The sequence below is a fragment of the Cellulomonas soli genome, assembly GCF_013409305.1.
GTDB classification, from domain to species: Bacteria; Actinomycetota; Actinomycetes; order Actinomycetales; family Cellulomonadaceae; genus Cellulomonas; species Cellulomonas soli.
In genome coordinates this window covers 45,443-69,469 of record NZ_JACBZJ010000001.1, presented here as the reverse complement: position 1 = coordinate 69,469, position 24,027 = coordinate 45,443, and the positions used below count along the sequence as shown (strand labels likewise).

Annotated in this window: 19 protein-coding genes and 1 tRNA gene; 10 read left to right on the top strand and 10 right to left on the bottom strand. The window is 73.2% G+C overall.

From position 1 onward, the window contains the following. The first annotated feature begins 84 nt into the window (after positions 1-84). Together malQ and BKA22_RS00305 are read left to right on the top strand one after the other, a co-directional pair. Positions 85-2,220 (top strand): 4-alpha-glucanotransferase, encoded by a 2,136-nt coding sequence (malQ, locus tag BKA22_RS00310; RefSeq protein WP_223203476.1) that lies wholly within the window; start codon positions 85-87, stop codon positions 2,218-2,220. A gap of 97 nt (positions 2,221-2,317) precedes the next feature. Next, positions 2,318-2,902 carry a P-loop NTPase family protein gene (locus BKA22_RS00305; protein ID WP_146952160.1) on the top strand — a complete coding sequence of 195 codons (585 nt, stop codon included), beginning with the start codon at positions 2,318-2,320 and terminating at the stop codon, positions 2,900-2,902. A 21-nt stretch (positions 2,903-2,923) separates the two neighbouring features. Here the strand turns inward: BKA22_RS00305 and pepN are convergent, their stop codons facing one another. After that, on the bottom strand, positions 2,924-5,518 hold the full coding sequence (gene pepN / locus BKA22_RS00300) for an aminopeptidase N (RefSeq protein WP_146952161.1): 2,595 nt from the start codon (positions 5,516-5,518) through the stop codon (positions 2,924-2,926). A gap of 212 nt (positions 5,519-5,730) precedes the next feature. Between pepN and BKA22_RS00295 the strand changes: the two genes are divergently transcribed. Next, positions 5,731-6,282, top strand: coding sequence for a hypothetical protein (locus tag BKA22_RS00295; RefSeq protein ID WP_223203477.1), 552 nt, complete (start codon positions 5,731-5,733; stop codon positions 6,280-6,282). Between the two features lie 109 nt (positions 6,283-6,391). After that, on the top strand, positions 6,392-7,021 hold the full coding sequence (locus BKA22_RS00290; protein ID WP_223203478.1) for a mycothiol-dependent nitroreductase Rv2466c family protein: 630 nt from the start codon (positions 6,392-6,394) through the stop codon (positions 7,019-7,021). A gap of 21 nt (positions 7,022-7,042) precedes the next feature. On the opposite strand, the gene BKA22_RS00285 is transcribed toward BKA22_RS00290, so the two are convergent. Continuing rightward, complete coding sequence (locus BKA22_RS00285) at positions 7,043-9,019, bottom strand: M13 family metallopeptidase (protein ID WP_146952162.1); 1,977 nt, start codon at positions 9,017-9,019, stop codon at positions 7,043-7,045. 93 nt (positions 9,020-9,112) lie between these two features. Between BKA22_RS00285 and BKA22_RS00280 the strand changes: the two genes are divergently transcribed. Further along, positions 9,113-9,565, top strand: coding sequence for a ribose-5-phosphate isomerase (locus tag BKA22_RS00280; RefSeq protein WP_146952163.1), 453 nt, complete (start codon positions 9,113-9,115; stop codon positions 9,563-9,565). 68 nt (positions 9,566-9,633) lie between these two features. On the opposite strand, the gene BKA22_RS00275 is transcribed toward BKA22_RS00280, so the two are convergent. Further along, positions 9,634-10,935, bottom strand: coding sequence for a GNAT family N-acetyltransferase (locus BKA22_RS00275; RefSeq protein WP_146952164.1), 1,302 nt, complete (start codon positions 10,933-10,935; stop codon positions 9,634-9,636). A gap of 109 nt (positions 10,936-11,044) precedes the next feature. Here BKA22_RS00275 and BKA22_RS00270 point away from each other — a divergent pair, with 109 nt between their 5' ends. Further along, positions 11,045-12,139, top strand: a complete 1,095-nt coding sequence (locus tag BKA22_RS00270; RefSeq protein ID WP_146952165.1) for a PP2C family protein-serine/threonine phosphatase — start codon at positions 11,045-11,047, stop codon at positions 12,137-12,139. A gap of 45 nt (positions 12,140-12,184) precedes the next feature. Here the strand turns inward: BKA22_RS00270 and BKA22_RS00265 are convergent, their stop codons facing one another. From BKA22_RS00265 to cysK, 6 genes are all read right to left on the bottom strand, one after another. Next, the gene (locus tag BKA22_RS00265) at positions 12,185-12,520 is read right to left on the bottom strand and encodes an MGMT family protein (protein ID WP_146952166.1); all 336 of its coding nucleotides are present in this window, start codon (positions 12,518-12,520) and stop codon (positions 12,185-12,187) included. Positions 12,521-12,553: 33 nt separating this feature from the next. After that, the gene (locus BKA22_RS00260; RefSeq protein ID WP_146952167.1) at positions 12,554-13,039 is read right to left on the bottom strand and encodes a CoA-binding protein; all 486 of its coding nucleotides are present in this window, start codon (positions 13,037-13,039) and stop codon (positions 12,554-12,556) included. Beyond that, complete coding sequence (locus tag BKA22_RS00255) at positions 13,036-14,430, bottom strand: O-acetylhomoserine aminocarboxypropyltransferase/cysteine synthase family protein (protein WP_223203479.1); 1,395 nt, start codon at positions 14,428-14,430, stop codon at positions 13,036-13,038. Before BKA22_RS00255 ends, BKA22_RS00260 begins: the two co-directional genes overlap by 4 nt. 279 nt (positions 14,431-14,709) lie before the next feature. Next, positions 14,710-15,744 carry an LLM class F420-dependent oxidoreductase gene (locus BKA22_RS00250; protein WP_146952168.1) on the bottom strand — a complete coding sequence of 345 codons (1,035 nt, stop codon included), beginning with the start codon at positions 15,742-15,744 and terminating at the stop codon, positions 14,710-14,712. A 107-nt stretch (positions 15,745-15,851) separates the two neighbouring features. Beyond that, the gene (gene epsC / locus BKA22_RS00245; protein WP_146952169.1) at positions 15,852-16,436 is read right to left on the bottom strand and encodes a serine O-acetyltransferase EpsC; all 585 of its coding nucleotides are present in this window, start codon (positions 16,434-16,436) and stop codon (positions 15,852-15,854) included. A 10-nt stretch (positions 16,437-16,446) separates the two neighbouring features. After that, a complete protein-coding gene (gene cysK, locus BKA22_RS00240) occupies positions 16,447-17,382 on the bottom strand; it encodes a cysteine synthase A (protein ID WP_146952170.1) in 936 nt (311 codons plus the stop codon). Between the two features lie 518 nt (positions 17,383-17,900). On the opposite strand from cysK, the gene BKA22_RS00235 reads away from it, so the two are divergent. The 4 genes from BKA22_RS00235 (at position 17,901) to BKA22_RS00220 (ending at position 21,395) form a co-directional block, all read left to right on the top strand. Further along, positions 17,901-18,674 carry an SDR family oxidoreductase gene (locus tag BKA22_RS00235; RefSeq protein WP_146952171.1) on the top strand — a complete coding sequence of 258 codons (774 nt, stop codon included), beginning with the start codon at positions 17,901-17,903 and terminating at the stop codon, positions 18,672-18,674. A gap of 123 nt (positions 18,675-18,797) precedes the next feature. After that, positions 18,798-18,871: transfer RNA gene (locus BKA22_RS00230), tRNA-Pro, on the top strand. A 447-nt stretch (positions 18,872-19,318) separates the two neighbouring features. Continuing rightward, positions 19,319-20,935 (top strand): methyl-accepting chemotaxis protein, encoded by a 1,617-nt coding sequence (locus BKA22_RS00225; protein WP_146952172.1) that lies wholly within the window; start codon positions 19,319-19,321, stop codon positions 20,933-20,935. Between the two features lie 202 nt (positions 20,936-21,137). Next, entirely contained in the window at positions 21,138-21,395 is a 258-nt protein-coding gene (locus BKA22_RS00220; RefSeq protein ID WP_146952173.1) for a hypothetical protein, read from the top strand. Positions 21,396-21,467: 72 nt separating this feature from the next. Here the strand turns inward: BKA22_RS00220 and BKA22_RS00215 are convergent, their stop codons facing one another. Next, entirely contained in the window at positions 21,468-23,885 is a 2,418-nt protein-coding gene (locus tag BKA22_RS00215) for a LamG-like jellyroll fold domain-containing protein (RefSeq protein WP_179561570.1), read from the bottom strand. Between the last annotated feature and the right edge of the window lie 142 nt (positions 23,886-24,027).

Below are 24,027 nucleotides of genomic sequence, written 5' to 3'. Positions count from 1 at the left end.
CGAGGGTCAGCGGGTGGCCCGCAGGGCCGTGACGCGCCCACGCTGCTCCTGCGGACCCGTGGACCCTTCTGGCAGGATCGGGCCGTGGCCGACGACCAGCAGCGCCCTTCCGACGAGCTGCTGCGCCTGGCTGGCGCCTACGGCATCACCCCGGACTACTGGGGGTTCGACGGCACCCGCCGCGACGTCTCCGCCGACACGCTGCGCGGCGTCCTCGGGGCGCTCGGCGTCGACGCCTCGTCCCCGGCGCGGATCGCCCTGGCCACCGCGCACGTCGAGGACATGCCGTGGAGGCGCGTGCTGCCGCCCGTCGTCGTCGTCCGGCAGGGACGCCACGGCCACGTCCCGGTGCACGTCACGGACGGCGACCCCGTCGAGGTCTGGCTCGAGCTCGACCCGGAGGTCGGCGGCGGGCGACGGGAGATCGCGCAGGCCGACGTCTACGTCGAACCGCGCACGGTCGACGGGCGCCTCGTGGGGCGCGCGACGTTCACGCTCCCGGCGGACCTGCCGCTCGGTTGGCACGAGGTGCACGCCGAGGGGCCGAGCGCGCACGCGCACAGCCCGGTCGTCGTGACCCCCGCCCGCCTCGAGCTGCCCGAGGTGCTGCGGGACCGGCACGCGTGGGGCTTCATGGCCCAGCTGTACTCCGTGCGCTCGCACGCCTCGTGGGGCATCGGGGACCTGGCGGACCTCGCCGACCTCGGGTGGCTGTCCGGGCGACGCTGCGGCGCGGACTTCCTGCTGATCAACCCGCTGCACGCCTCCGAGCCCACCGTGCCCGTCACGCCCTCGCCCTACCTGCCCACGACGCGCCGGTTCGTCAGCCCGCTGTACATCCGCGTCGAGGACGTGCGCGAGACCGCCTACCTGAGCGCAGCCGACCGCTCGCTCGTCGAGTGGTCCGCCGAGACGGTCCTCGCGCTCGACACCGACCCGGGCCCCATCGACCGGGACGCGGTCTGGACGGCCAAGCGCTCCGCCCTCGAGGTCGTCTTCGCCGCCCCGCGCTCGGCCGCGCGTGAGGCCGCATTCGTGCAGTTCAAGGAGGAGCAGGGCTCGGGGCTCGACGGCTTCGCCCTGTGGTGCGCGCTCTCCGAGCGGTACGCCGGACGGGCCTGGCCCGTCGAGGCGATGGACCCGACCTCCACGCTCGTCACGGCCGCCCGTTCGGAGCTGGCCGAGCGCATCGAGTTCCACCGGTGGCTGCAGTGGGTCGCCGACTGCCAGCTCGCGGAGGCGCAGCAGGCCGCGCTGGACGGCGGCATGGCGCTGGGCATCATGCACGACCTCGCGGTCGGCGCGCACCCGGAGGGGGCCGACTCCTGGGCGCTCGCGGATGTGCTCGCCCGAGGTGCGACCGTGGGCGCGCCGCCCGACATGTACAACCAGCAGGGCCAGGACTGGTCGCAGCCGCCCTGGCACCCCGATGCCCTGGCACGTGCGGCCTACCGGCCGTACCGCGACATGCTGCGCACCGTGCTGCGGCACGCGGGGGCGATCCGCATCGACCACGTCATCGGGCTCTTCCGGCTGTGGTGGGTGCCCGAGGGTCACTCGCCGGCCGAGGGCGCGTACGTCCGCTACGACCACGAGGCGCTCGTGGGGATCCTCGCGCTCGAGGCGCACCGCGCCGGCGCGGTCGTCATCGGCGAGGACCTCGGCGTCGTCGAGCCGTGGGTGCGTGACTACCTGTCCGAGCGGGGCGTGCTGGGCACGTCCGTGCTGTGGTTCGAGCACGAGATGACCGGCGGGCCGCTCGCCCCCGAGCACTACCGACCGCTGGTCCTGGCCACGGTCACCACGCACGACCTGCCGCCCAGCGCCGGGTACCTGGCCGGTGAGCACGTCGCGCTGCGGGAGCGCCTCGGTCTGCTCACCGAGCCCGTCGAGACGGTCCGCGCCGCCGCCCGGGTCGAGCGCGAGCGCATGATCGGGCTGCTGCGCGAACGAGGCTTCCTCGGCGAGGATCCGTCCGAGCGCGAGGTCGTCGAGGCGCTGCACCGCTGGGTCATGGCGACCCCGTCGGTGCTGCTCGGCGTCTCCCTCGCCGACGCGGTGGGGGAGCGTCGCGCGCAGAACCAGCCCGGCACCGACCAGGAGTACCCGAACTGGAAGGTCCCGCTGGCCGACGGCTCGGGGCAGGTCGTGCTGATCGAGGACCTGTTCGACAGCCCGCGGCTGCGCTCGCTCGTCGCGGTGCTGCAGTCGCGGCGCTGACCTGCGCCGACGCATCGTCGACGCGGTCGTCGGGCACGGCCGGGCCTCGCCGGACGGGCCGTCGGGGGCGGGCCCGGTGCCGTGGCAGACTGCCGCGGTGGACGAGACGCGGGCGTACGAGCAGTCGGCGGCGGCCACGGCGTGCAGGATCAAGGTCGTCGGCAACTGCGGGGCCGGGAAGACGACCTTCGCCCGACGGGTCGCCTCCCGGCTGGACATCCCTCACCTGGAGCTCGACGAGGCGTTCTGGGGGCCGGACTGGCAGATGGTGGACGCCGCCGACGGGCGCGCCGCGGTCCGGCGCTTCGTCTCGGCGCCGCAGGCCGCGGCCGGTTGGGTCGTCGACGGCAACTGGAACCAGCGCCTGGGTGACGCCCTGCCGGTCGACCTGGTCGTCTGGCTCGACTTCTCGCGCCGAGTCGTCATGGCCCGGGTGGTCCGCCGGACCCTGGCGCGGGTGGCCCTGCGGCGCGAGCTCTGGCACGGCAACCGTGAGCGGTGGCGCTCGCTGCTGCGCCCGGAGCCGGAGGAGAACATCGTCCGCTGGGCGTGGACCCAGCACGACGCGTACCGGGACCGCTACCTGGCGCTGATGGCCGAGGGAACGGTCCCGGTGCTGCGTCTGACGTCACCGCGCGCGGCTCGCCGGTGGCTCGACGCCCTGCCCGGCTCGACCGCCTGAGCTGAGGGACGCCGGCCCCGCTCAGGCGCGCAGGCGGTCGGCTGCCTGCGCGGCCAGGGTCCGTCGGACACCGTCGCGGGACTCCAGCACGAGTCGGCGCAGCGCGGGGGCGGCGTCCTCGTGCTCGGCCAGCCAGGCATCGGTCGCACCGAGGACGTCCACCCGCTCGTCGTCGGCCAGGTCGGTCGGGTAGAGACCCACGACGATGTTCTGCGCCATCTCGTTGGTGCGGTCCGCCCAGACCTTCTCCAACGCGTCGAAGTAGGGCGCCACGAACGGGACGAGCAGGCCACGGTCGTGCACCCGGCCGAAGCCGCCGATGGTGGCGGCCTGCAACGCGTTCGGCAGCTCGTCCGCGTCGACCACGGCGGCCCACACGCGCTGCTTGGCCTCCGGTGTCGGGATCGCCGCGCGCGCCGCGGCGGAGGCCCGCTGACCCGTCGCGGTCGGGTCCGCGGACAGCTGGACGGCGACGTCCGTCTCGCCCGCGCGACCGCCGGCGACGAGCGAGGCCAGCAGCTCCCAGCGCAGGTCGGTGTCGATCGAGAGGCCGTCGAGGACCTGACGGCCGTCGAGCAGCGCGGCGACGGAGTCGAGCTGTGCCTGCGTGGAGGCGTGCGAGGCGAACGCCTTGACGAGCTGCAGCTGTGTGTCCGACCCGCCGGGAGCGGCCTCGGCGAGCGTGAGCAGGCGGTCGGTGGCAGCGACCGTCGTGGCCTCGCGGTGCTCGGGAGCCACGTACAGGTCGAGCGCGGTGGCGAGCTGGCGCAGCAGGACCAGGACCACGGAGGAGTCCGTCTCGTGCTCGATGTTGCCGAGCACGAGGTCGACGAAGTCGCGGGCCGGCGTCTCGCCGTCCCGGGTCGCGTCCCACGCTGCCGCCCACACCAGGGTGCGCGGCAGCGAGTCGTCGAAGAGGCCCAGCGAGGTGATCGCGGTGGCCAGCGACTGCGGGTCGAGGCGCGTCTTGGCGTAGGCGAGGTCCTCGTCGTTGACCAGCAGGAGGTCGGGGCGCGGACGGCCGACGAGTGCGGGCACGGGCGTGCGGGCGCCGTCGACATCGAGCTCGACGTGCAGGGTGCGCACGAGCCGCCCGTCCTGCACGTCGTACCCGCCGATGGCCAGGCGGTGCGGGCGCTGCACGGGGTGCGAGTCGGGCACCTCCTGCAGGACGGCGAAGTCGGTGATGGTGCCCTCGGCGTCCGTCACGATCTCCGGGCGCAGCAGCGTGACGCCGGCCTGCTCGAGCCACAGACCCGACCAGGCCGACAGGTCACGACCGCTGGTCACCTCCAGCTCGGTGAGCAGGTCGCGCAGCTCGGTGTTGCCCCAGGCGTGCTTGGCGAAGTACGCACGCACACCGGCGAAGAACTCGTCCTGGCCGACCCAGGCGACCAGCTGCTTGAGCACGCTGGCGCCCTTGGCGTAGGTGATGCCGTCGAAGTTGACCTCGACGTCCTCCAGGTCGCGCATGTCGGCCACGATCGGGTGGGTGCTGGGCAGCTGGTCCTGCCGGTAGGCCCACGACTTCTCCAGCGAGGAGAAGGTCGTCCAGGCGCTCGTCCAGCGGGTCGCCTCGGCGGCCGCCAGGGTCGAGGCGTACTCGGCGAACGACTCGTTGAGCCACAGGTCGTCCCACCAGCGCATGGTCACGAGGTCGCCGAACCACATGTGCGCGAGCTCGTGCAGGATCGTCACCGCGCGGCGCTCGACCGTGGCCTCGGGGACCTTGGAGCGGAACACGTACGACTCCAGGAACGTCACCGCGCCCGCGTTCTCCATGGCGCCGGCGTTGAACTCGGGGACGAAGAGCTGGTCGTACTTGGCGAAGGGGTACGGCACCCCGAACTTCTCCTCGTAGAACGCGAAGCCCGCGCGGGTCACGTCGAGGATGTTGTCGGTGTCGAGGTGCTGGGCCAGCGACCCGCGGCAGTAGACGCCGAGCGGGACCGTGCGACCGTCCGAGCTCGTCAGCTCACCGCGCTCCACGTGGTACGGGCCGGCGACGACCGCCGTGATGTACGAGGAGATGCGCGGCGTCGGCTCGAACGTCCAGGTCGCGGTGCCGCGGTCGACACCACCGTTGGCGTTCACGCCGTCCGGCACGGGCGCGGGCTCGCCGACCTGCGGGGAGTTGGAGACGACCTGCCAGTGCGCCGGGGCCGTCACGGTGAACGTGAACTGCGCCTTGAGGTCCGGCTGGTCGAACACCGCGAACATCCGGCGCGAGTCGGCGACCTCGAACTGCGAGTACAGGTACACCTCGTCGTCGACCGGGTCCACGAACCGGTGCAGCCCCTCGCCGGTGTGCATGAACGCGCACTCGGCGTCGACGACCAGCTCGTTCTGCTCGGCGAGCCCCTCCAGAGCGATGCGCGAGTCGGAGAACACCGCGGCAGGGTCCAGGGCGTGACCGTTGAGGGTGATCGCATGGACGGCCGGTGCGACGAGGTCGACGAACGTCCCGGCGCCCGGGGTCGCAGAGAACCGGACGACGGTGCGCGAGGCGAAGGTCTTCGGGCTCCTCGACAGGTCGAGCGTCACGTCGTACGACGCGGTCCGCACGACCGAGGCGCGCTCGCGCGCCTCGGCACGGGTCAGGTTCTCACCGGGCACGCGGGGTCTCCTTCAGGCTGTGCCGAGCGGCGCTCGGCGGGGAGCGGTCACGGCTCGTGGCCGCGACGATCATGCCACGGCACCCCGTGCCCGACCGTGCCTGTGCACAGGCCCGCCGGCTGCGCCGCCGCCGGGTGGGCACGGGGTGCAGGCGGGGTGCCGGTCGTGTGATCCTGGGGCGCGGCAGCCGGTGTGCCGCGCAGAGGAGGGGCATGGTCAACGGGGGTCCGCGGGAACGCGGCATGGGGCGAGGGATGCTCGCGTTCGTCGTCGCCGACGTCGTGCTCGTGCTCGCCCTCCTGGTGCTCGTCGGGGTCTGGGTCGCAGGGTCGTCCACCTCGTCGACCCCGGACGACGGCCCCGGCACCGCCGCGACCGTGGCCTCGTCCCCGTCGACGAGCACGGGCACCGCGGGCACGGCGCCGACCACGTTCCGGATGCCGAGCGGGAACATCGCCTGCACCGTCTCGGTCGACGGCGTCACCTGCACGATCGCCTCGATCCGCTTCGAGGCGCCCGTCGCGGCCGGGTGTACGGGGCAGACGGGGCACGTCTTCGTCCTGAGCACCGACGGCGTGACCGTCCCGTGCGTCGACGGCGCACCCCCGGCCGTCGCGGGCGACGACGTCGCGACCCTCGAGTACGGCTCGTCGATGACGGTCGGCGGTTACACCTGCACCAGCGCGACCGACGGCGTGACCTGCACGGGCGCCGACGGCGTCGGCTTCCGGCTCGCGAGCGGCGCCTGGTCGCAGCTGCCCTGAGACGACGCGGGGCCACCGGGTTCCCGAGCCGGACGAACGCGTTGGCATGATGAGCAGGCGCGACGCCGCCCGGCCCGCACCGCCCCCTCGCACCTGCAGGAGCACGCCCGTGACCTCGACGTCCCCGTCCGTCCCTGTCCGCCAGACCGCCGACATCTGGGTCGACCCCGCCTGCCCGTGGGCGTGGATGACGTCCCGATGGGTCGTCGAGGTGGAGCAGGTGCGCGACATCGACGTGCGCTGGCACGTGATGAGCCTGTCCGTGCTGAACGAGGGTCGTGACCTGCCCGAGGAGTACCGCCGGTTGATGGACGACTCGTGGGCGGCCGTCCGTGTGCTGACCGCTGCCCAGGAACTGCACGGCGCCGCGCACGTGCGCCCGCTCTACGACGCCCTGGGGACCCGTCGGCACCCGGGTCAGCGCCGTGACACGGCCGCCATCATCCGGGAGTCGCTCGACGAGGCCGGGCTCCCGGCGTCGTTGGCCGCGTACGGCGACACCGACGAGATGGACGGGCCGCTGCGGGCCTCGCACGCCGAGGCGATCACGCTCGTCGGCGACGACGTCGGCACGCCCGTGGTCGCCGTGAACGGCGTCGGGCTGTTCGGCCCGGTCATGACGCCGGCGCCCCGGGGTGCCGACGCCGGTCGGCTGTGGGACGGCCTCGCCCTGGTCACCGGCGTGCCCGGCTTCTACGAGCTCAAGCGCACCCGCACGAGCGGGCCCGTCTTCGACTGAGACGGGCCCGCCGCGCAGCCGTCACCAGATCCGCACGCGGTCCTCGGGTGCCAGGTAGAGGGCGTCGCCGGGCTGCACGTCGTACGCGGCGTAGAACTCGTCGACGTTGCGGACCACGCCGTTGCAGCGGAACTCGTTGGGGGAGTGCGGGTCGATCGCGAGGCGGCGCACGACCTCCTCGTCGCGCCCCTTCGACTGCCACACCTGCGCCCAGCCGAGGAAGACCCGCTGGGTGCCCGTGAGCCCGTCGATCACCGGGGCCTCGTCGAGCGGGCGTCCCAGGGCGATGCGGTACGCCTTGAGCGCGATCGACAGGCCGCCCAGGTCGCCGATGTTCTCCCCGATCGTCAGCGCACCGTTGACGTGGTGCGAGCCGTCGAGCTGCTGCGGGGAGAACGTGGAGTACTGGTCGATCAGGGCCTTGGTGCGCGTCTCGAACTCGGCGCGGTCCTCGGCCGTCCACCAGTCCTCGAGCAGGCCGTCGCCGTCGTACTTGGAGCCCTGGTCGTCGAAGCCGTGGCCGATCTCGTGCCCGATGACCGCGCCGATGCCACCGAAGTTGACCGCGTCGTCGGCGTCCGCGTCGAAGAACGGCGGCTGCAGGATCGCGGCCGGGAAGACGATCTCGTTCATGCCCGGGTTGTAGTAGGCGTTGACCGTCTGCGGGGTCATGAACCACTCGTCGCGGTCGATCGGGCGGCCGATCTTGTGCAGCTCGCGGTCCTGCTCGAACGCGAAGGCCCGTCGCACGTTACCCAGCAGGTCGCTCGCGTCGACCTCGAGGGCCGCGTAGTCGCGCCACCGCACCGGGTAGCCGATCTTCGGGGTGAAGGCGTCGAGCTTGGCCAGCGCCTTGACCTTCGTCTCCTGCCCCATCCAGTCGAGGGCGGAGATCGACTCGCGGTACGCCTCGACCAGGTGCTCGACGAGCGTCTCCATCCGCTCCTTGTGCGCGGCCGGGAAGTGCTGCGCGACGTAGACCTCGCCGACGGCCTCGCCGAGGACGCCCTCGACGAGCGAGACGCCGCGCTTCCACCGGTCCCGCAGCTCCTGGGCGCCGGTGAGCGTGCGCCCGTAGAAGTCGAAGTTCGCCTGCACGACCTCGTCGTGCAGGTACGGGGCACGGGCGCTGACGACGTGGTACGCGAGCCAGTCCTTCCAGCTCTCGATCGTCTCGGTGGACCACAGCCGGGCGAACGCCTCCGCGAACGAGGGCTCGCGGACCACGAGCTGGTCGAGCGCTCCGGCCGGTGCCCCCAGGGCGTCCGCCCAGGCCACCCAGTCGAACCCGGTGGCCTCGGCCGCCAGGTCGAGCAGGGTCCGCTTGTTGTAGGTCAGATCGGCGTCGCGGTCCTTGACGACGTCCCAGTGACCGGCCGCGAGGGCCGTCTCGAGCGCCACGACGCGCGTCGCACGGGCGTCCGCGTCCGTCTGGTCCGAGGCGACGCCGGCGAGCAGGAGCATGCGCGCCACGTGCGGCTGGTAGGCGCTCAGCACGGCCGCGTACTGCTCGTCGCGGTAGTACGACTCGTCGGGCAGGCCCAGACCAGACTGCGTGAGGTGCACGACGTACGTCTGCGGGTCCTTGGCGTCGTTGTCGACCCAGAACGCCACGGCGCCGGCCGCACCCGTGCGCTGCAGCTGCCCGAGGGCACGGATCAGCGCGGCCTTGTCGGTGGCAGCATCGACGACGTCCAGGTCGGCCCGCAGGGGGGTGGTTCCGGCGGCCTCCACCGCGTCGGTGTCCATGAACGCGGCGTAGACCGCGCCGATCTTCGCCTCCACGCCGTCGCCGTCCGCGTGCCCGGCGGCGGCCGTGATGATGTCGCGCACCCGCTCCTCGGACAGGTCGTGCAGCGCGCGGAACGCGCCGTCCATGGCACGGTCGGCGGGGATCTCGTGCGAGGCCAGCCAGCGCCCGTTCACATGGGCGTAGAGGTCGTCCTGCGGACGGACGTCGGGGTCGAGGGCGGTCAGGTCGATTCCGCTGCGCGTCATGGGTACACCCTAGGGACCGGTGCCGACGCGCCCGGCCGGTTCAGCCGTGGGCCGACGTGGCAGCCCCCGCCCGACGTGCGGAACAATGCCCGCATGCGCATCCACGTCGCCGCCGACCATGCCGGGTTCGAGCTCAAGGCAGCTCTCGTCGATCACCTGCGGGACGCAGGTCACGAGGTCGTCGACCACGGCGCCCACGCGTACGACTCCCAGGACGACTACCCGCCCATGTGCCTCGCGGCGGGCGAGGCGGTCGTGGCCGACCCGGGGTCGCTGGGCGTGGTGATCGGCGGGTCGGGCAACGGCGAGCAGATCGCCGCGAACAAGGTCGACGGCGTGCGTGCCGCGCTCGCCTGGAACCTGGACACCGCCCGGCTCGGCCGTCAGCACAACGACGCGAACGTGATCGCGGTCGGGGCGCGCCAGCACACCGTGGCCGAGGCGCTCTCGTTCGTGGACGCGTTCGTGGCCGAGCCGTTCAGCGGCGACCCGCGTCACCAGCGGCGCATCGACCTGCTCGCGCAGTACGAGGCCTCCCGCAGCTGACGCACCGCTGACCTGCCGGACGGACCGGTCCTGACCGAGGGTCGGGACCGGTCCGCGCACGGGCCTGCCTAGAACACCCAGGAGCACACCGGCGCGACCGGCCAGCCGAAGGCGGCCGATGCCCGGCCCAGCGCGGCGGCCTCACGCACGTCGACCAGCCCGGCCTGCGCGAGCCCGGTGAGCGCGCGCCCGCCCAGGTACGCCGAGCCCAGCTCGCGCACGTCCAGCGCGAGGTCGGCGGGGGCCTGCGTGCGCTCGACGTGCACGTCCGCCTCGAACGCCCGGGCCCGCACGCGCCACGTGCCGGTGTTCGAGGCCAGGCGTTCGTCGCGCACCGCGAGGGTCACGTCGACGTCGGCGGCGTAGCGGCGCGCGGCGAGCGCAGCGGGCACGTCGACCACGCGGACCCACACGTTGTCGCTCACGCGCCGTTCGCCGGCCCGGGTGTCGACCAGCAGGCCGAGCAGCGCGTCGTCGGTGGGGAGCATCCCGACGTGCACGCTCGCCATGAGGTCGAGGTCCAGCAGCCGGCTCAACAGCGCGTGCGCCGCGGCCGCGTCGAGCGCGACGGCCTCGCGCACGTGCACCGTGCCGCGCGGTCCGGCGTCCTCCCAGACGGACTTGCGCCGGAACAGCGCGTAGCCGCGCGGCTGCCCGTCCCGCTCGACGACGAGGATCCGCAGCGACTCCCCGCCGTTGCGCCACTGCGGCGGGTCGGACCAGAAGGAGGCCTGCAGCTCGGGCGTCTGCCGGGTCGCCCACCCCGGTCGGCCCAGGCCGCCGCCCGCCGCGCTGCCGGCCGCACGGTGCACGGTGTCGACCAGTGCGCCGTGCGCGTCCTGCGTCGCATGCTCGATGCGGGCCGTGTGCTCGGCCGACCCCGGGACGTCTCGCAGGGCAGCCCCGCGCGCGAGCGTGACCTTGATGTCGTCGGCTGCGGACCCGTAGCCGAAGCGGCCGTAGATGGCAGGCTCGGCGGCGAACAGCGCCGAGACGGGCTCGCCGCGCTCGACGCAGTCGGACAGGTGGCGGTCGATCATCGCCGAGAGGATGCCGCGACGACGCGCCTGCGGGTGCACCCCGACCCAGGTGAGGCCCGAGACGGGGACGGTCGCGCCGGGCACCGGGAAGGCGCCGAACGGGTACGACCCGTGGATGCCGAGGAGGGGGCCGTCCTCGACGTCCTCACCGCGCACGCCCCACGAGCGGTCCCACGTGAGCGGGAACGGCATCGCCTCGAGCTCGGCGACCGGGACGGTCCCCGGGAAGGCCCAGGTGTCCAGGTCGAGCACGGCGGGCTTGTCGTCGGCGGTGAGCGGGACGAACCGCAGACCGGTGGGCAGGGCGCGGGGGAAGGACGGGCTGGTCATGGGCTTGATCCTCGCTCGGCGCAGCGGGGGCCGCCAGGCCATTTCGGGGACCTGAGGCGTCCGGGCCCCACCGGTCGTGGCAGCGACGTGCCGACCCTAGGCTGCCCAGATGGCGACGCGTCCCAGCTCCTCCGCCGCCTCGGAGGCGGCGCTGCGGGCACGCACGCGGTGGCAGCGGATCGCCCGGCAGAACCAGGTCGCGCTGACCGGCGTGCTGGTGGGGCTCGTGCTCGCCATCGGGCTGGGCACGCAACGGGCCCCGGGGTGGTTCCCGGTGACGGCCTGCCTCGTCGTCGTCGTGCTCGCGGCGCTGCTGCTGCGCTACCAGGCGGTGCTCGTGGTCGGCATCGTCGCCGCCGGGATGACCTGGCTGCTGTGGTGGGGCGGCTCCACCGACGTGACCCAGGGCGACCTGCTCGCCGTGACGCTCGCCGCTGCTGCGTCGGCATGGTTCGCCCTCGGGCGGCAGGGGCCGCCGCTGCGCGGGGCGACCGGCGGGCTGATGATCGTCGACCTGCGCGACCGGCTGGCGGCGCACGGCCGCATCCCGGCGCTGCCCGACGGCTGGCGTGTGGAGTCGGTCGTGCGCTCGGCGCACGCGGACGCGTTCTCCGGGGACTTCGTGGTGTCGAGCACGCACCGGGACGGCCCCGAGCTCGAGATCGTGGTCGTCGACGTCTCGGGCAAGGGGCAGGAGGCCGGGGTGCGCTCGTTGCAGCTCTCGGGGGCGTTCGGCGGCCTGCTGGGTGCCATGCCGCGCGAGCAGTTCCTGCCCGCGGCCAACGACTACCTGCTCGACCAGGTGTGGGACGAGGGCTTCGCCTCGGCGGTGCACATGAGCCTCGACCAGGGCACGGGCGAGTACTGGGTCGCCTCGGCGGGTCATCCGCCTCCCGTGCACCTGCACGCCGGGTCGGGCGCGATCGAGGTGCTCGACACGATCGGCAGCCCGGCGCTCGGGGTGGTCGACGCCCTCGCGTGCCGGGGGGTCACCGGGCGCATCGAGCCGGGCGACATCCTCATGCTCTACACCGACGGCCTGGTCGACGCCCCCGGGCTGGACCTGGAGCAGGCCACGGACCGGCTGCTCGGCGTCGCCGAGGCGGTGCTGTCGACGCGGCGCGGTGGGGCTGACGCGGTGCTGGACGCGCTGCGCTCGGACGAGGGCGACGACCGGGCCCTTGTCCTCGTCCGCCGGGAGTGACGGTCCGGGCGTCGAGCGAGCCGCGGACGCGCGGTCCCGTCCGGCTCAGCCCGTCTCGTCGGGGAACCAGATGGCCCGTCGCAGCGCGACCCGCTCGCCGTCGGCCGACAACGGCGTGCCCTCGGCGCGCAGCTCCGTCAGTGCCCGCGTGCGATGGTGCTGCGGGGGTCGGCCTGCTGCGTCGACCACCCGCCACCAGGGCACGCCACCGCCCGCGCGGCTCATCACCTGACCCACCTGCCGTGGCCCACCGCGACGCGGGTGCCCCTGCGCCTGCATCCGTTCGGCGAGGACGTCGGCGATCGTGCCGTACGTCATCGCCCGACCGGACGGGATCTGCGCGACGAGGTCGAGCACCGCCTCGAGGTAGTCGTCGTCCACGGCGCCATCCTCACCCGTCCTGCCCGTGCCGTCTCAGAGGCGTGCCCGACGGGAGCTGATGACGCCCGTGTCGAAACCGGCCAGGTGCAGGCCGCCGTGGAAGCGCGCGTGCTCGATCTTCACGCAGCGGTCCATCACGACCTGCAGGCCGGCCGCCTCGCCGCGCCGGGCGACGTCCTCGTCCCACGCGCCGAGCTGCAGCCACAGGGTCTTCGCCCCGACCGCGATCGTCTCCTCGAGGACCGTGGGCAGGTCCTCGGCGCGACGGAACACCTCGACCAGGTCGGGCACCACGGGAAGCGCGTCCAGGCTCGGGTACACCGGGTGCCCGAGGATCTCGCGCACGCGCGGGTTGACGAAGTACACCTCGTACGGCGAGCTCGACAGCAGGTAGGTGGCCACGAAGTTGCTCGCCCGTGAGGGGTTGTCGGAGGCGCCGACGATCGCGATCGAGCGGGTGGCGCGCAGGATCCCCAGCCGCTCCGGGGCGCTCGGCCCGATCCAGGTGCGCGCGCTCATCGGGTCGTCTCCGTCCGGGTCGAGTCGGGTGCGGTCGTGGCGGGTTGCGCGTCGGGCGGGGCCACCGCGGTCGGGGTGCCCTCGCGGGTGAGCCCGGTCGCGGCGGACAACGCCTGGTCGAGGTCCCACAAGATGTCGTCGGCGTCCTCGAGCCCCACGCTGAGCCGCACGAGGTCACCCGGGACGCCTGCGGCGGCCAGCTGATCCGCGGACAGCTGCTGGTGCGTCGTCGAGGCCGGGTGGATGACGAGCGTGCGGGCGTCGCCGACGTTGGCCAGGTGGCTGGCCAGCTGCAGCTGCTCGATGAACGTTCGACCGATGTCGCGGGCGTCCCGCTCGCCGACGGGCGCGAGCCCGAATGCGAAGACCGAACCGGGCCCGAGCGGCAGGTAGCGGCGGGCGCGCTCGTGGTGCACGTGCCCGGGCAGGCCCGCCCAGCTGACGTACGCCACGCGCGGGTCGGCGTCGAGCCACTGCGCCACCGTGCGGGCGTTGGCCAGGTGGGCGTCCAGGCGCTGCGGGAGCGTCTCGACGCCCTGCAGCAGCTGGAAGGCGGACTGCGGCGACAGTGCGGGTCCGATGTCGCGCAGCTGCTCGGAGCGCAGCTTGGTGAGGAACCCGTACTCCCCGAAGTTGCCCCACCAGCTGACCCCGCCGTAGGAGGGGACCGGCTCGGTCATCTGGGGGAACTTGCCGTTGCCCCAGTCGAACCGCCCCGACTCCACGACGACCCCGCCCAGCGTGGTGCCGTGCCCGCCGAGGAACTTGGTCACCGAGTGGATGACGATGTCGGCGCCGTGCTCGATCGGGCGCACGAGGTACGGGGTGGCGAGCGTCGCGTCGACCACCAACGGGATGCCCGCCTCGTGCGCGACCTGCGCGAGCCCGGCCAGGTCGGCGATCTCGCCGGAGGGGTTGGCGATGACCTCGGTGTAGAGCACCTTGGTCTCCGGGCGGATCGCGGCGGCGTAGTCGGCGGGGTCGGTGCCCGGGACGAACGTCGTCTCGACACCGAACCGGCGCAGCGTGACGTCGAGCTGCGTGACGGTCCCGCCGTACAGCTGGGCGGAGGCGACCACGTGGTCCCCGGTTCCGACGAGCGCGGCGAAGGTGATGAACTCCGCCGACATGCCCGAGGCCGTGGCGACCGCACCGATGCCACCCTCGAGCGAGGCCAGGCGCTCCTCGAGCGCGGCGACCGTGGGGTTGCCGATGCGGGAGTAGATGTTCCCGTACTTCTGCAGCGCGAACAGGTTCGCGGCGTCCGCGGTGTCCTGGAACACGAACGAGGTGGTCTGGTAGATCGGCACGGCACGAGCGCCGGTGACGGCGTCAGGGATGCCGCCGGCGTGCAGCGCGCGGGTGCGGAAGCCGAAGCGGTGCTCGGTCATGGGCGGATGCCTCCTCGGGGGTGGGCGGCGACGACCGCAACGCCCGACTTCGGGTCGCGTCGCCGGTCCGGGTGTACGCGGGCTGGACCAGGGGATGCGTCCTCGGGTGGGGTGCCCCGGCACGTCGACGCCCGACGGTGCCTGCCATGTGAGACGCGATGCTCACGGGTTGGTCACACCGTAACGAGTCCGTCGTCCGGGGTGCGGCAGTCCCGACGGGTGGACGGACGTGACGTGGCGAGGCGTGCGGCGACCTCGCGCCGGGCAGGGGAGGGCCCGTCAGGCCAGCAGTGCGGCGATCGGCTCGAGCATGCGAGGGTCGGTCTGCACGAGCAGCGTCGTGATCGCCGTCGCCCGCCACGCGGGCAGCCGCCTTGCGATCTCCTCGGGCGGCCCGACCAGGGCGACGTCCTGCACGAGCTCGATCGGGACCGCGCCGGCGGCCCGCTCCCGGTCGCCCGCCAGGTAGTGCGCCTGGATCTCGTCGCACGCCTCGCCGTAGCCGAGCCGGTCGAGCACGTTGCGGTGGAAGTTGGCACCCTTGGCCCCCATGCCGCCCGCGTACAGCGCGATGAACGGGCGGATCTGCGAGGCCGCGGACTCCACGTCCGGGCCCAGCACGACCGGGACGGTGGCCGAGACCTCGAACTCCTCGACAGGGCGCAGACCCGGACCCCGCCGCGCGAACCCGTCGGCCAGCAGCTGCCGGTAGTCGTCGTCCATGCGCGGGGAGTAGAACATCGGCAGCCAGCCGTCGGCGATCTCGGCGGACAGGGCGACGTTCCTGGGCCCCTCGGCGGCCAGGTGGACGGGAAGGTCGGCCCGCAACGGGTGGACGGTGGACCGCAACGCCTTGCCGAGCCCCGAGCCCTCGCCCGCGGGCAGCGGCAACCGGTAGAACTCGCCGTCGAACGTGACAGGGCCCTGGCGGGCCAGCACCTGCCGGACGATCGCGACGAACTCCCGCGTACGGGCCAGTGGACGCGCGAACGGCTGGCCGTACCAGCCCTCGACGACCTGCGGGCCCGAGACGCCCAGGCCGAGCACCGCTCGCCCCCCGGACAGGTGGTCGAGGGTGAGGGCGGCCATCGCGGTGGCTGTCGGGGTGCGTGCGGAGATCTGCGCGACGGCCGTCCCCAGCCGCACGCGCGACGTGCGGGCACCCCACCAGGCCAGGGGCGTGAACGCGTCCGAGCCGTACGCCTCGGCGGTCCACACCGAGTCGAAGCCGAGGCGCTCGGCGGCGAGGACCGCGTCCTGCGCCCCGGCGGGGACGCCCGCCGACCAGTAGCCCGTGTGGTAGCCCAGCCGCATGAGGTGCCCCCGTCGCCGTTGACGTGATCGGCACGCCCGTCGCGGGCCGTGCGCGCCGTCAGGTTACCGGCGGGTACGGCTCCCGGACAGGCCAGCGGGTGGCCGGCTCAGATGTAGATCGCCGGGTCGTCGACCTCGACGTCGAACGGCGTCTCGGGCGCACGGCGGCGGACGACGGCCGGAACCCCGACGGCGATCGCACCGGCCGGCACGTCCTGGATCACGACCGCGTTGGCCCCGATCTGCGCGCCGTCGCCGATCCACACCGGTCCGAGCACCTTCGCGCCCGCGCCGACCACCACGCCGTCGCCGAGCGTCGGGTGGCGCTTGCCGCGGCGCATCGACTTGCCGCCGAGCGTCGAGCCGTGGAACAGCACGACGTCGTCGCCGACCTCGGCGGTCTCGCCGATGACGACGCCCATGCCGTGGTCGATGAACAGCCGACGGCCCAGCCGCGCACCCGGGTGGATCTCCACGCCGGTCAGGGCACGCGCCGTCTGGGAAACGAGCCGGGCCGGCAGGCGCAGGCCCGGCTCGTGCCACATCAGGTGCGCGAGCCGGTACGCCCACACCGCGTGCACGCCCGGGTACCCGAGGGCGACCTCGAGCAGCGTGCGCGCCGCGGGGTCGCGGTGCCGTGCGGCCTCGAGGTCCTCCCGCAGGGTGGCCCAGAAGTGCAGAGGTGCGGACATGGTGGCTCTCTCAGTCGAGCAGGTCGGCGTACAGCACGGAGGACAGGTAGCGCTCACCGAAGGACGGGATGATCGCCACGATCAGCTTCCCGGCGTTCTCCGGGCGCCGGGCCAGCAGGGTTGCGGCGTGCAGCGCGGCACCGGAGGAGATGCCGACGAGCAGGCCCTCCTCCTTGGCGGCGCGACGGGCCACGGCCACGGCCGTCTCGGCGTCGACGTCGATGATCTCGTCGTAGATGCTCGTGTCGAGGATCTCGGGCACGAAGTTCGCACCGATGCCCTGGATCTTGTGCGGGCCGGGCTGGCCGCCGTTGAGGATCGGCGACTCGGCGGGCTCGACACCGACGATCTGGACGCCGGGCTTGCGCTCCTTGAGCACCTGGCCCACACCCGTGATGGTGCCGCCCGTGCCGATGCCGGCCACGACGATGTCGACCTCGCCGTCCGTGTCGGCCCAGATCTCCTCGGCGGTGGTCTTGCGGTGGATCGCCGGGTTGGCCTCGTTGGCGAACTGGCGGGCCAGGATCGCGCCGGGGCGGGTCGCGACGACCTCGTCGGCCTTGTTGACCGCGCCCTTCATGCCCTCGGAGCCCGGGGTCAGGATCAGCTCGGCGCCGAAGGCGCGCAGCAGTGCACGACGCTCCTTCGACATCGTCTCGGGCATCGTCAGCACGACGTCGTAGCCGCGGGCCGCGCCGACGAACGCCAGCGCGATACCGGTGTTCCCCGAGGTCGCCTCGACGATGGTGCCGCCGGGCTTGAGCTCGCCGGACCCCTCGGCCGCGTCGATGATCGCGACGCCGATGCGGTCCTTGACGGAGTTGGCCGGGTTGTAGAACTCGAGCTTGCCGACCACCGTCGCCGGGGCGCCGTCGGTGATCTTGTTGATGCGGACGAGGGGGGTGTTGCCGATGAGCTGCGTCGCGTCGTCGTAGATGCGGGCCATGGTTCCTCTTCGGGTGGTGTGCCGCGTGCGCGGCTGGGGGACTGGACGGGAGGTGCACGAGCGGCGGTGCTGGGCCGTGGCCTCGGGACCGCGAGGGTCCCGAGGAGGTCGGCGTGGGGCGAGCGCTGGCGCGGGGGGACTGCGCCCCGGGGCGTGGGTGTCCTCGCGTGGAGGTCGGCCAGCGCTCTAGAGACAGCGACAGCAGGTGTGCGCGGCAGGGCGGCGCACGGCGTGGGCACGCAGGGGGGTGGCGGCGGTGCGGTTGCGCACGCTCCTCGCCTCCTCGTCCCTGGTCCACGGGCGTGCTGGCCCGGTCGCGAGGACCGGCATCGACACGCCGAAGTTGACTGACGGTAGCCCTAACGCCGTGACCCGCGCAAAGGTTCCCGATCGGCGGGACGTCCTCGCGCGCGGGACGTAGGTCACTCGCCGGTGGTGGCCGTGCGTCTAGCGTGAAAAAGGTCAGGAGTCGGCGAGGTCGCCGGCCCGCGGCCGGCGCCCCTCTCGGAGGAGGCACCATGCGCACCGTCGTCATCACCGGATCGGCCTCGGGCATCGGGCGGGCGACCGCCGAGCTGCTGCGGGCCCGCGGCGAGAGGGTCATCGGGGTCGACCTGCACGACGCCGAGGTCGAGGTGGACCTGGCGACCGTCGGTGGCCGCGCCTCGCTCGTCGAGCAGGTCCGTGCCCTGTCGGGAGGCACGATCGACGCCGTCGTGGCCAACGCCGGACTCGCGATCCCCACCCCGCTGACGGTGTCGGTGAACTACTTCGGCGCCGTGGCCACCCTCGAAGGCCTGCGCCCTCTGCTCGTCGGCTCGCCGGCTCCTCGTGCCTCGTTGACCAGCTCGATGGCCACGCTCATGGCCCACGACGAGGAGCTCGTCGAGCGGGCGCTCGCCGACGACGAACCCGGCGCGCTGGCCCGCGCCACGGTGCTGGTCGAGCAGGACAAGGGCGACCAGATCTACTCCTCGACCAAGGTCGCGCTGACCCGCTGGATGCGCCGGCACGCAGCGACCGCCGACTGGGCCGGCGCGGGGATCCCGCTGAACGCGATCGGCCCCGGGGTCGTGGCGACACCCATGACGGCCGAGATGACCGCCACCGCGGAGGCGCGCGAGCAGCTGCTCACCCTCGTGCCGATGCCGCTGCACGGGATCATGGGCCCCGAGGTCCCTGCCGCGCTGCACGCCTGGCTCGTCGGCGAGTCGAACACGCACCTGTGCGGCCAGCTGGTGTTCGTCGACGGCGGCTCCGACGTCGTGCTGCGAGGTGAGAGCGGCTGGTGACCACGGCCCGGCCCGCACGGCGGTCCGTGGGTCGACCGTGCCCGGCCGGGTGCCACCGGGGCGTGCGCGACGGGTCGCGCGGCGTGGGGCGTGCGGTCGGCGGGCACTAGGCTTCCTGTGCCACGGGGTGTGGCGCAGGTTGGTAGCGCGTCCGCTTTGGGAGCGGAAGGTCGTGGGTTCGAATCCCGCCACCCCGACCGTGTGAGCCGTCGGCGCCGTGCCGGCGCGAGCGGCAGGAGAACGGCCCGGCCCGTGAGGGGACCGGGCCTTTCCCATGCCCCGTCCGCGCCCTGGGCCCCCCGCCCGCCGTGCGGGGAACCGGCGATGACCCGCCCCGGGGTCGGCCGACCGGCACGCCGCTGCCTCGTCGGACGTGTCCGGGACGTGAGCGAGGATCGTCCGATCCAGGACCTCCGACCGTGCTGGCCAGGCGCGCGAGAGCGGTTTCACCCGGCTCTCGTCAAGGGTCGGCGGGCGACTGACCTGCGGGAGCGTGCCGCAATGTCATGGGGTGAAAGGCAAGGGTGACCTAAGTCCTATGACTCGATGTCGACCCGCCCGATGGACAGGTCGGCGCCGCACCCTGCGCCTCGGCCTCGTCGCCACGGGTCCCGACACCATTGCTGCCCTTGAAAGGGGCCCTCATGAACGAGCATCCCGGAACGCGTGGACTGCTGAGCTGGTTCACCGACCGCGGCGTGAGCACGAAGATCCTCGTCGCTGTCTTCACGGCCGCGGCCGTCGCCGTCGCCGTCGGCGTGCTCGGCATCTCCGCCCTCGGGTCGACCAACCAGGGGACCGAGACGCTCTACCGCGCCAACATGGGCCGGTTCGAGCTCGCCGCGACGATGCGCCGGGCGACGCTCGAGATGCGGATCGCGGTGATGAACCAGGTGCTCTCCGAGGACGAGGAGTCCCTGACGACCTTCGAGGGCAAGGCCGCCGACGCCGAGGCGGACGCGCGCACCGCGATGGACGCGTACCAGGCCACCGGTCTGGACAGCGCGCGCGAAGGGATGCTCGCCGACTTCTCCGCCGCGCTGGAGGAGTACGTCACCCTCCGCGACGAGCGGCTCTTCCCGGCCGGACGAGCCGGGGACCTGGCCACCTGGGCGGTCGCGCGCGACGACTCGCAGGCCGACATCCTCTCGATGATGGACACGCTCGCGAGCATGGTCGAGCTCGAGAAGACCGACGCGGCCGCCGCCGTGAAGGCCTCGACCGAGGCCTACGGAGCGAACCGCACCCAGGTCGTGGTCCTGCTGCTCCTCGGGCTGACCCTGGCCGTGGCGATCGGGATCGGCGTCGCCCGCAGCATCGTGCGGGGGATCAACCGTGTCCGCGCCGTCTCGGGTGCCCTCGCCGAGGGCGACCTCACCCACCTCGCCGGGCTCACCTCGCGCGACGAGGTCGGCACGATGGGCGGCTCCCTGGACGCCGCGGTCGAGCGGCTGCGGGGCATCGTGGGCACGATCGACGCCTCCGCAGGGTCGCTGGCCAGCGCCACGGAGCAGATGGCCGGCACCTCCCAGCTGATCGCCTCGGGCGCCGAGGAGACCGCCTCGCAGGCGGGCGTCGTCGCGGCCGCGGCCGAGCAGGTCTCCCGGAACGTGCAGACCGTGGCGTCCGCGTCCGAGCAGATGGGCGCCTCCATCCGCGAGATCGCGCACAACGCCTCCGAGGCCGTGCACGTCGCAGGCCGGGCGGTCGAGGCCGCGCAGGAGACGACCGGCACCGTCAACCGGCTCGGGGAGTCGAGTCGCGAGATCGGGGACGTGGTCAAGGTCATCAGCGGGATCGCCGGCCAGACGAACCTGCTCGCACTCAACGCGACCATCGAGGCGGCGCGTGCGGGCGAGGCGGGCAAGGGTTTCGCCGTCGTCGCGGGCGAGGTCAAGGAGCTCGCGCAGGAGACGGCGCGCGCGACCGAGGACATCGCCCGGCGCATCGAGATGATCCAGGCGGACACCGAGTCCGCGGTCACGGCGATCGGCCGGATCTCCGAGGTCATCGACTCGATCAGCGGCTACCAGTCCACGATCGCCTCCGCCGTCGAGGAGCAGACCGCCACGACCAACGAGGTCAACCGCTCGGTCGCGGAGGCCGCCACGGGTGCGGGGGAGATCGCCGCGAACATCGTCGGCGTCGCCGACGCGGCCGACGCCACCACCGCCGGGGTGGGCGAGTCGCTGCAGTCGGTCGGTGAGCTCGCGCGGATGTCGGCCGAGCTGCGAGGGCTCGTCGGCCAGTTCCGGATCTGACGCCCTCGGCTGCGGTGCCCCGAGGTGCAGGGGTCACCGCAGCCGGCGCTGTCGTCGCGCCGACGCGGCGCTCTCGCTCACGCCGTCCCATCGCTCACGCATCCCGACCACGCGCCGATGGGCAGGAGAGGTCGGTCCGTCGACCTGAACCGCGAGTCGCCGCACGGGCGGGTCCGGAGCCCGACCCTCGAGGAGGTCACCGATGCAGTACATCGCCACCGTCGTGCTGGCCACCGCCGACGCGGTCGCCGACGTCGCACCCCTGCGGTTGCGCCGGCCGTCCCTGCCCGCGGCCGTGCAGGCGCTCGGCGAGCTCGCCCAGCAGCTCGGCACGGCCGGCCCCACCCGCGTGCGCCGCGCGAGCGTGCTCGAGGTCGACGACGAAGGTCGCGTGCTCCGTGAGCTCGGGCTCGACGGCCGCCCGCTGGTGACGGCGGACCGCGAGTCCGTCGCGGCCTGACCCCGTCCGGCACGCCGGACGGACGGCGACCGGCCGGACCCGCGTGGGCCCGACCGGTCGCCGTCCGTGCGGTCAGCGCGTGGCGAGCGCCGCGACCTCCTCGGCCGTCAGGGCCGAGCCGTGCACCGAGAGCTCGTCGACGTCACCGGCGAACGGGGTGTCCCACCAGTTCACGCCCACCGCGAAGGTGCCTGTGGTCGTGGTGAAGACATCGGGGAAGCCCGTGCCGGTGAACTGCGGCACGCCGTCGACGTAGACGGTCACGTCCCCGGAGTCGACGGTGAGCGCGACGTGGCTCCACTGCCCGACCGGGATCTGCAGCGGGGTGCCGGCGTCGTACCAGGCCGACCCGGACCACACCATCGTGTTGCCGCCCACGCCGTCGTGGCCCTTGGGCACGACGCTGACCCAGCTGTTCGCGTCGCGGGCACCGAAGAACGCGGACGTGAACTGGGTGAGCGCGTCGGGCCGCAGCCACATCGACACGGTGTAGGTCGGCCCGCTGATCAGCCCGTCGGGCAGGCGGACGCCGCTCGCGCCGTCGAGGTGCACGGCCTGGCCCTGCACGCCCTCCACGTAGGAGACCGTGCCGCCGGTGGTGTCGACGCGGGCTCCGGTCACCGTGGCGGCCGGCAGCGCGCCCGTGGAGTCGGCCAGGTCGCCCTCGAACGACCAGGCGCCGATCGTGCCGCCCGAGGTGCGCTCCAGCACCGTGACCGTGAACGCGGCGGTCGCGGTCCGGCGGTCCTTGGTGATCGTCGCCGTGAGGGTCACGGTGGCGTCGCCCGCGCCGTTCTCGGGGCGGGTCACCTCACCGGTGGTGGACACGACGGCGGCGTCGCTGGACGCCCACGTGATCGCGACCCCGTTGGTGCCGACGGTCGGCAGGGTGAGGTCGGCGACCACGGCCGAGGTGTCGCCGAGGTCGAGGTCGGCCTTGACGGCACCGACGGCTGCCTTGGCGGACAGCGGGTCCACGTGGCTACCCCACAGGGACACACCTGCCGCCGACTGGACGGTGAACGTCACGACCCACTCCTGGCGGTCGGGTTCCCACTGCCGGGTGAACACCCCGTCGTAGGTCTGGCCGCCGGAGACGATCCGCGCCCGGTTCGAGCCCTTCAGCGTCCACGTGCCCTTCAGGGCGCCCGTGACCTTGCCGTTCTTCTCGAGCTTCACGGAGACGGACTCGACCGGCGTGGTGTTGATGGCCTTGCCGTGGTCGATCAGCGCGTACTGCCCGACGGCGTCCTCACGCGTGATCTTCGCGACGTGCGTCTTGGAGGTCGTGGCGGCGGCGCTCGCCAGCGGGGCCGGCGTCGAGCCGTCGTCCGCGTAGCGGTAGGGCGCCACGACGGGCCAGCCGGCGCTGTTGATGAACATCTCGTGCACCCGCACGTTGTGCGTCTCGCCCTGACCCGGGAACCGGGAGTGGAAGACGAGGAACTTGCGGCCCGTGGCCTCGTCGACGTACGTCGAGTTGTGGCCGGGGGAGACGTACCCGACGCCCAGGCCGGTGCCCGGGTCGCCGACCTCACGCTGGAACAGGTAGCTGCCCATGATCTTCACGCCGTACGGCTCGATGGAGGCGTCGTCGAACAGTGGCAGGCTCGGGTCGGCCTTGACCTCGCTCATGTCGTTGCCCTCGGCGTCCAGGTACGGGCCGTCGGGGTTCAGCGAGCGCGCGACGCGCATGTTGTAGCCGCCCGTGGCGTCCAGCCCGCCGAACGAGAGGAACAGGTAGTAGTAGCCGGCGCCCTCGTCGTACATGACGTTGGGCGCCTCGATGCGACTGTGGTTGCCGCCCACGAGGTGCTTGCCGTAGCCCTGGTCGGGCAGGGGCTTGCCGGTCTGCGGGTCCATCTCGAGGACGAAGATGCCGCCCGAGTACGAGCCGTAGACCATCCACAGCTTGCCGTCCGCGTCGTAGAACACGTCCGGGTCGACGACGTTGGGGTGCACCCGCGCGTCGTAGACGGTGCCGTCCTCGCTGATCTGGTCCCACATGCCGGACCTCAGCACAATGCCCAGGTCCTCGTAGGGTCCGTCGACGTCGTCGGAGACCGCGACGCCGAGCGCCGAGCGGGGCGAGTCGCCCTTGCACGCGTTGTAGTACATGTAGAACCGGCCGTCGCCCAGCTGGATCACGTCCGCGGCCCACAGCGTGTCGGACTGCGCCCACGCGAACGTCTCGGCGAGCTCGCTGACCACGTCGTCGAAGATCGGGTTGTCGGCGTTCACGCCCGAGGCGACCTGCTCCCAGGCCATGAGGTCGTCCGTCTTGGCGACCTGCAGGTGCGAGCCGAACACCCACACCTCGTCGTCCGCGACGACGACGGAGGGGTCGTGCACGGTCGCGTCGGCGAACGTGGGGGTCGGTGGGGTCGGGGTCCTGGGTGGTCCGGCGCTCGCGGCGACGGCACCCGTGGCCGTCAGTGCGGCGACGAGGGACAGGGTGGCGAGGTGGCGAACGGTCGTTCTGGCGCTCACATGGGTCTCCTGGTGCAGCGTTGGACGCAGGGGAGCCACACCGGGCGACGACGCACGCCGCTCCAGGTCCGGGCTCGCGCTGACCGTAGCGGCGGTTCTCTAACGTTGTAAAGGGGCAATGCGGATGTGGTGCGGCGGCCGT

Bases quoted from the DNA above. Each gene is read 5' to 3' on its own strand.
- BKA22_RS00270 (WP_146952165.1), top strand. From the start codon at position 11,045: ATGGCGACGCGTCCCAGCTCCTCCGCCGCCTCGGAGGCGGCGCTGCGG.
- BKA22_RS00250 (WP_146952168.1), bottom strand. From the start codon at position 15,744: ATGCGGCTGGGCTACCACACGGGCTACTGGTCGGCGGGCGTCCCCGCC.
- BKA22_RS00280 (WP_146952163.1), top strand. From the start codon at position 9,113: ATGCGCATCCACGTCGCCGCCGACCATGCCGGGTTCGAGCTCAAGGCA.
- BKA22_RS00260 (WP_146952167.1), bottom strand. From the start codon at position 13,039: ATGAGCGCGCGCACCTGGATCGGGCCGAGCGCCCCGGAGCGGCTGGGG.
- BKA22_RS00285 (WP_146952162.1), bottom strand. From the start codon at position 9,019: ATGACGCGCAGCGGAATCGACCTGACCGCCCTCGACCCCGACGTCCGT.
- BKA22_RS00295 (WP_223203477.1), top strand. From the start codon at position 5,731: ATGGTCAACGGGGGTCCGCGGGAACGCGGCATGGGGCGAGGGATGCTC.
- BKA22_RS00225 (WP_146952172.1), top strand. From the start codon at position 19,319: ATGAACGAGCATCCCGGAACGCGTGGACTGCTGAGCTGGTTCACCGAC.
- BKA22_RS00255 (WP_223203479.1), bottom strand. From the start codon at position 14,430: ATGACCGAGCACCGCTTCGGCTTCCGCACCCGCGCGCTGCACGCCGGC.
- BKA22_RS00220 (WP_146952173.1), top strand. From the start codon at position 21,138: ATGCAGTACATCGCCACCGTCGTGCTGGCCACCGCCGACGCGGTCGCC.
- BKA22_RS00275 (WP_146952164.1), bottom strand. From the start codon at position 10,935: ATGACCAGCCCGTCCTTCCCCCGCGCCCTGCCCACCGGTCTGCGGTTC.
- cysK (WP_146952170.1), bottom strand. From the start codon at position 17,382: ATGGCCCGCATCTACGACGACGCGACGCAGCTCATCGGCAACACCCCC.
- epsC (WP_146952169.1), bottom strand. From the start codon at position 16,436: ATGTCCGCACCTCTGCACTTCTGGGCCACCCTGCGGGAGGACCTCGAG.
- BKA22_RS00235 (WP_146952171.1), top strand. From the start codon at position 17,901: ATGCGCACCGTCGTCATCACCGGATCGGCCTCGGGCATCGGGCGGGCG.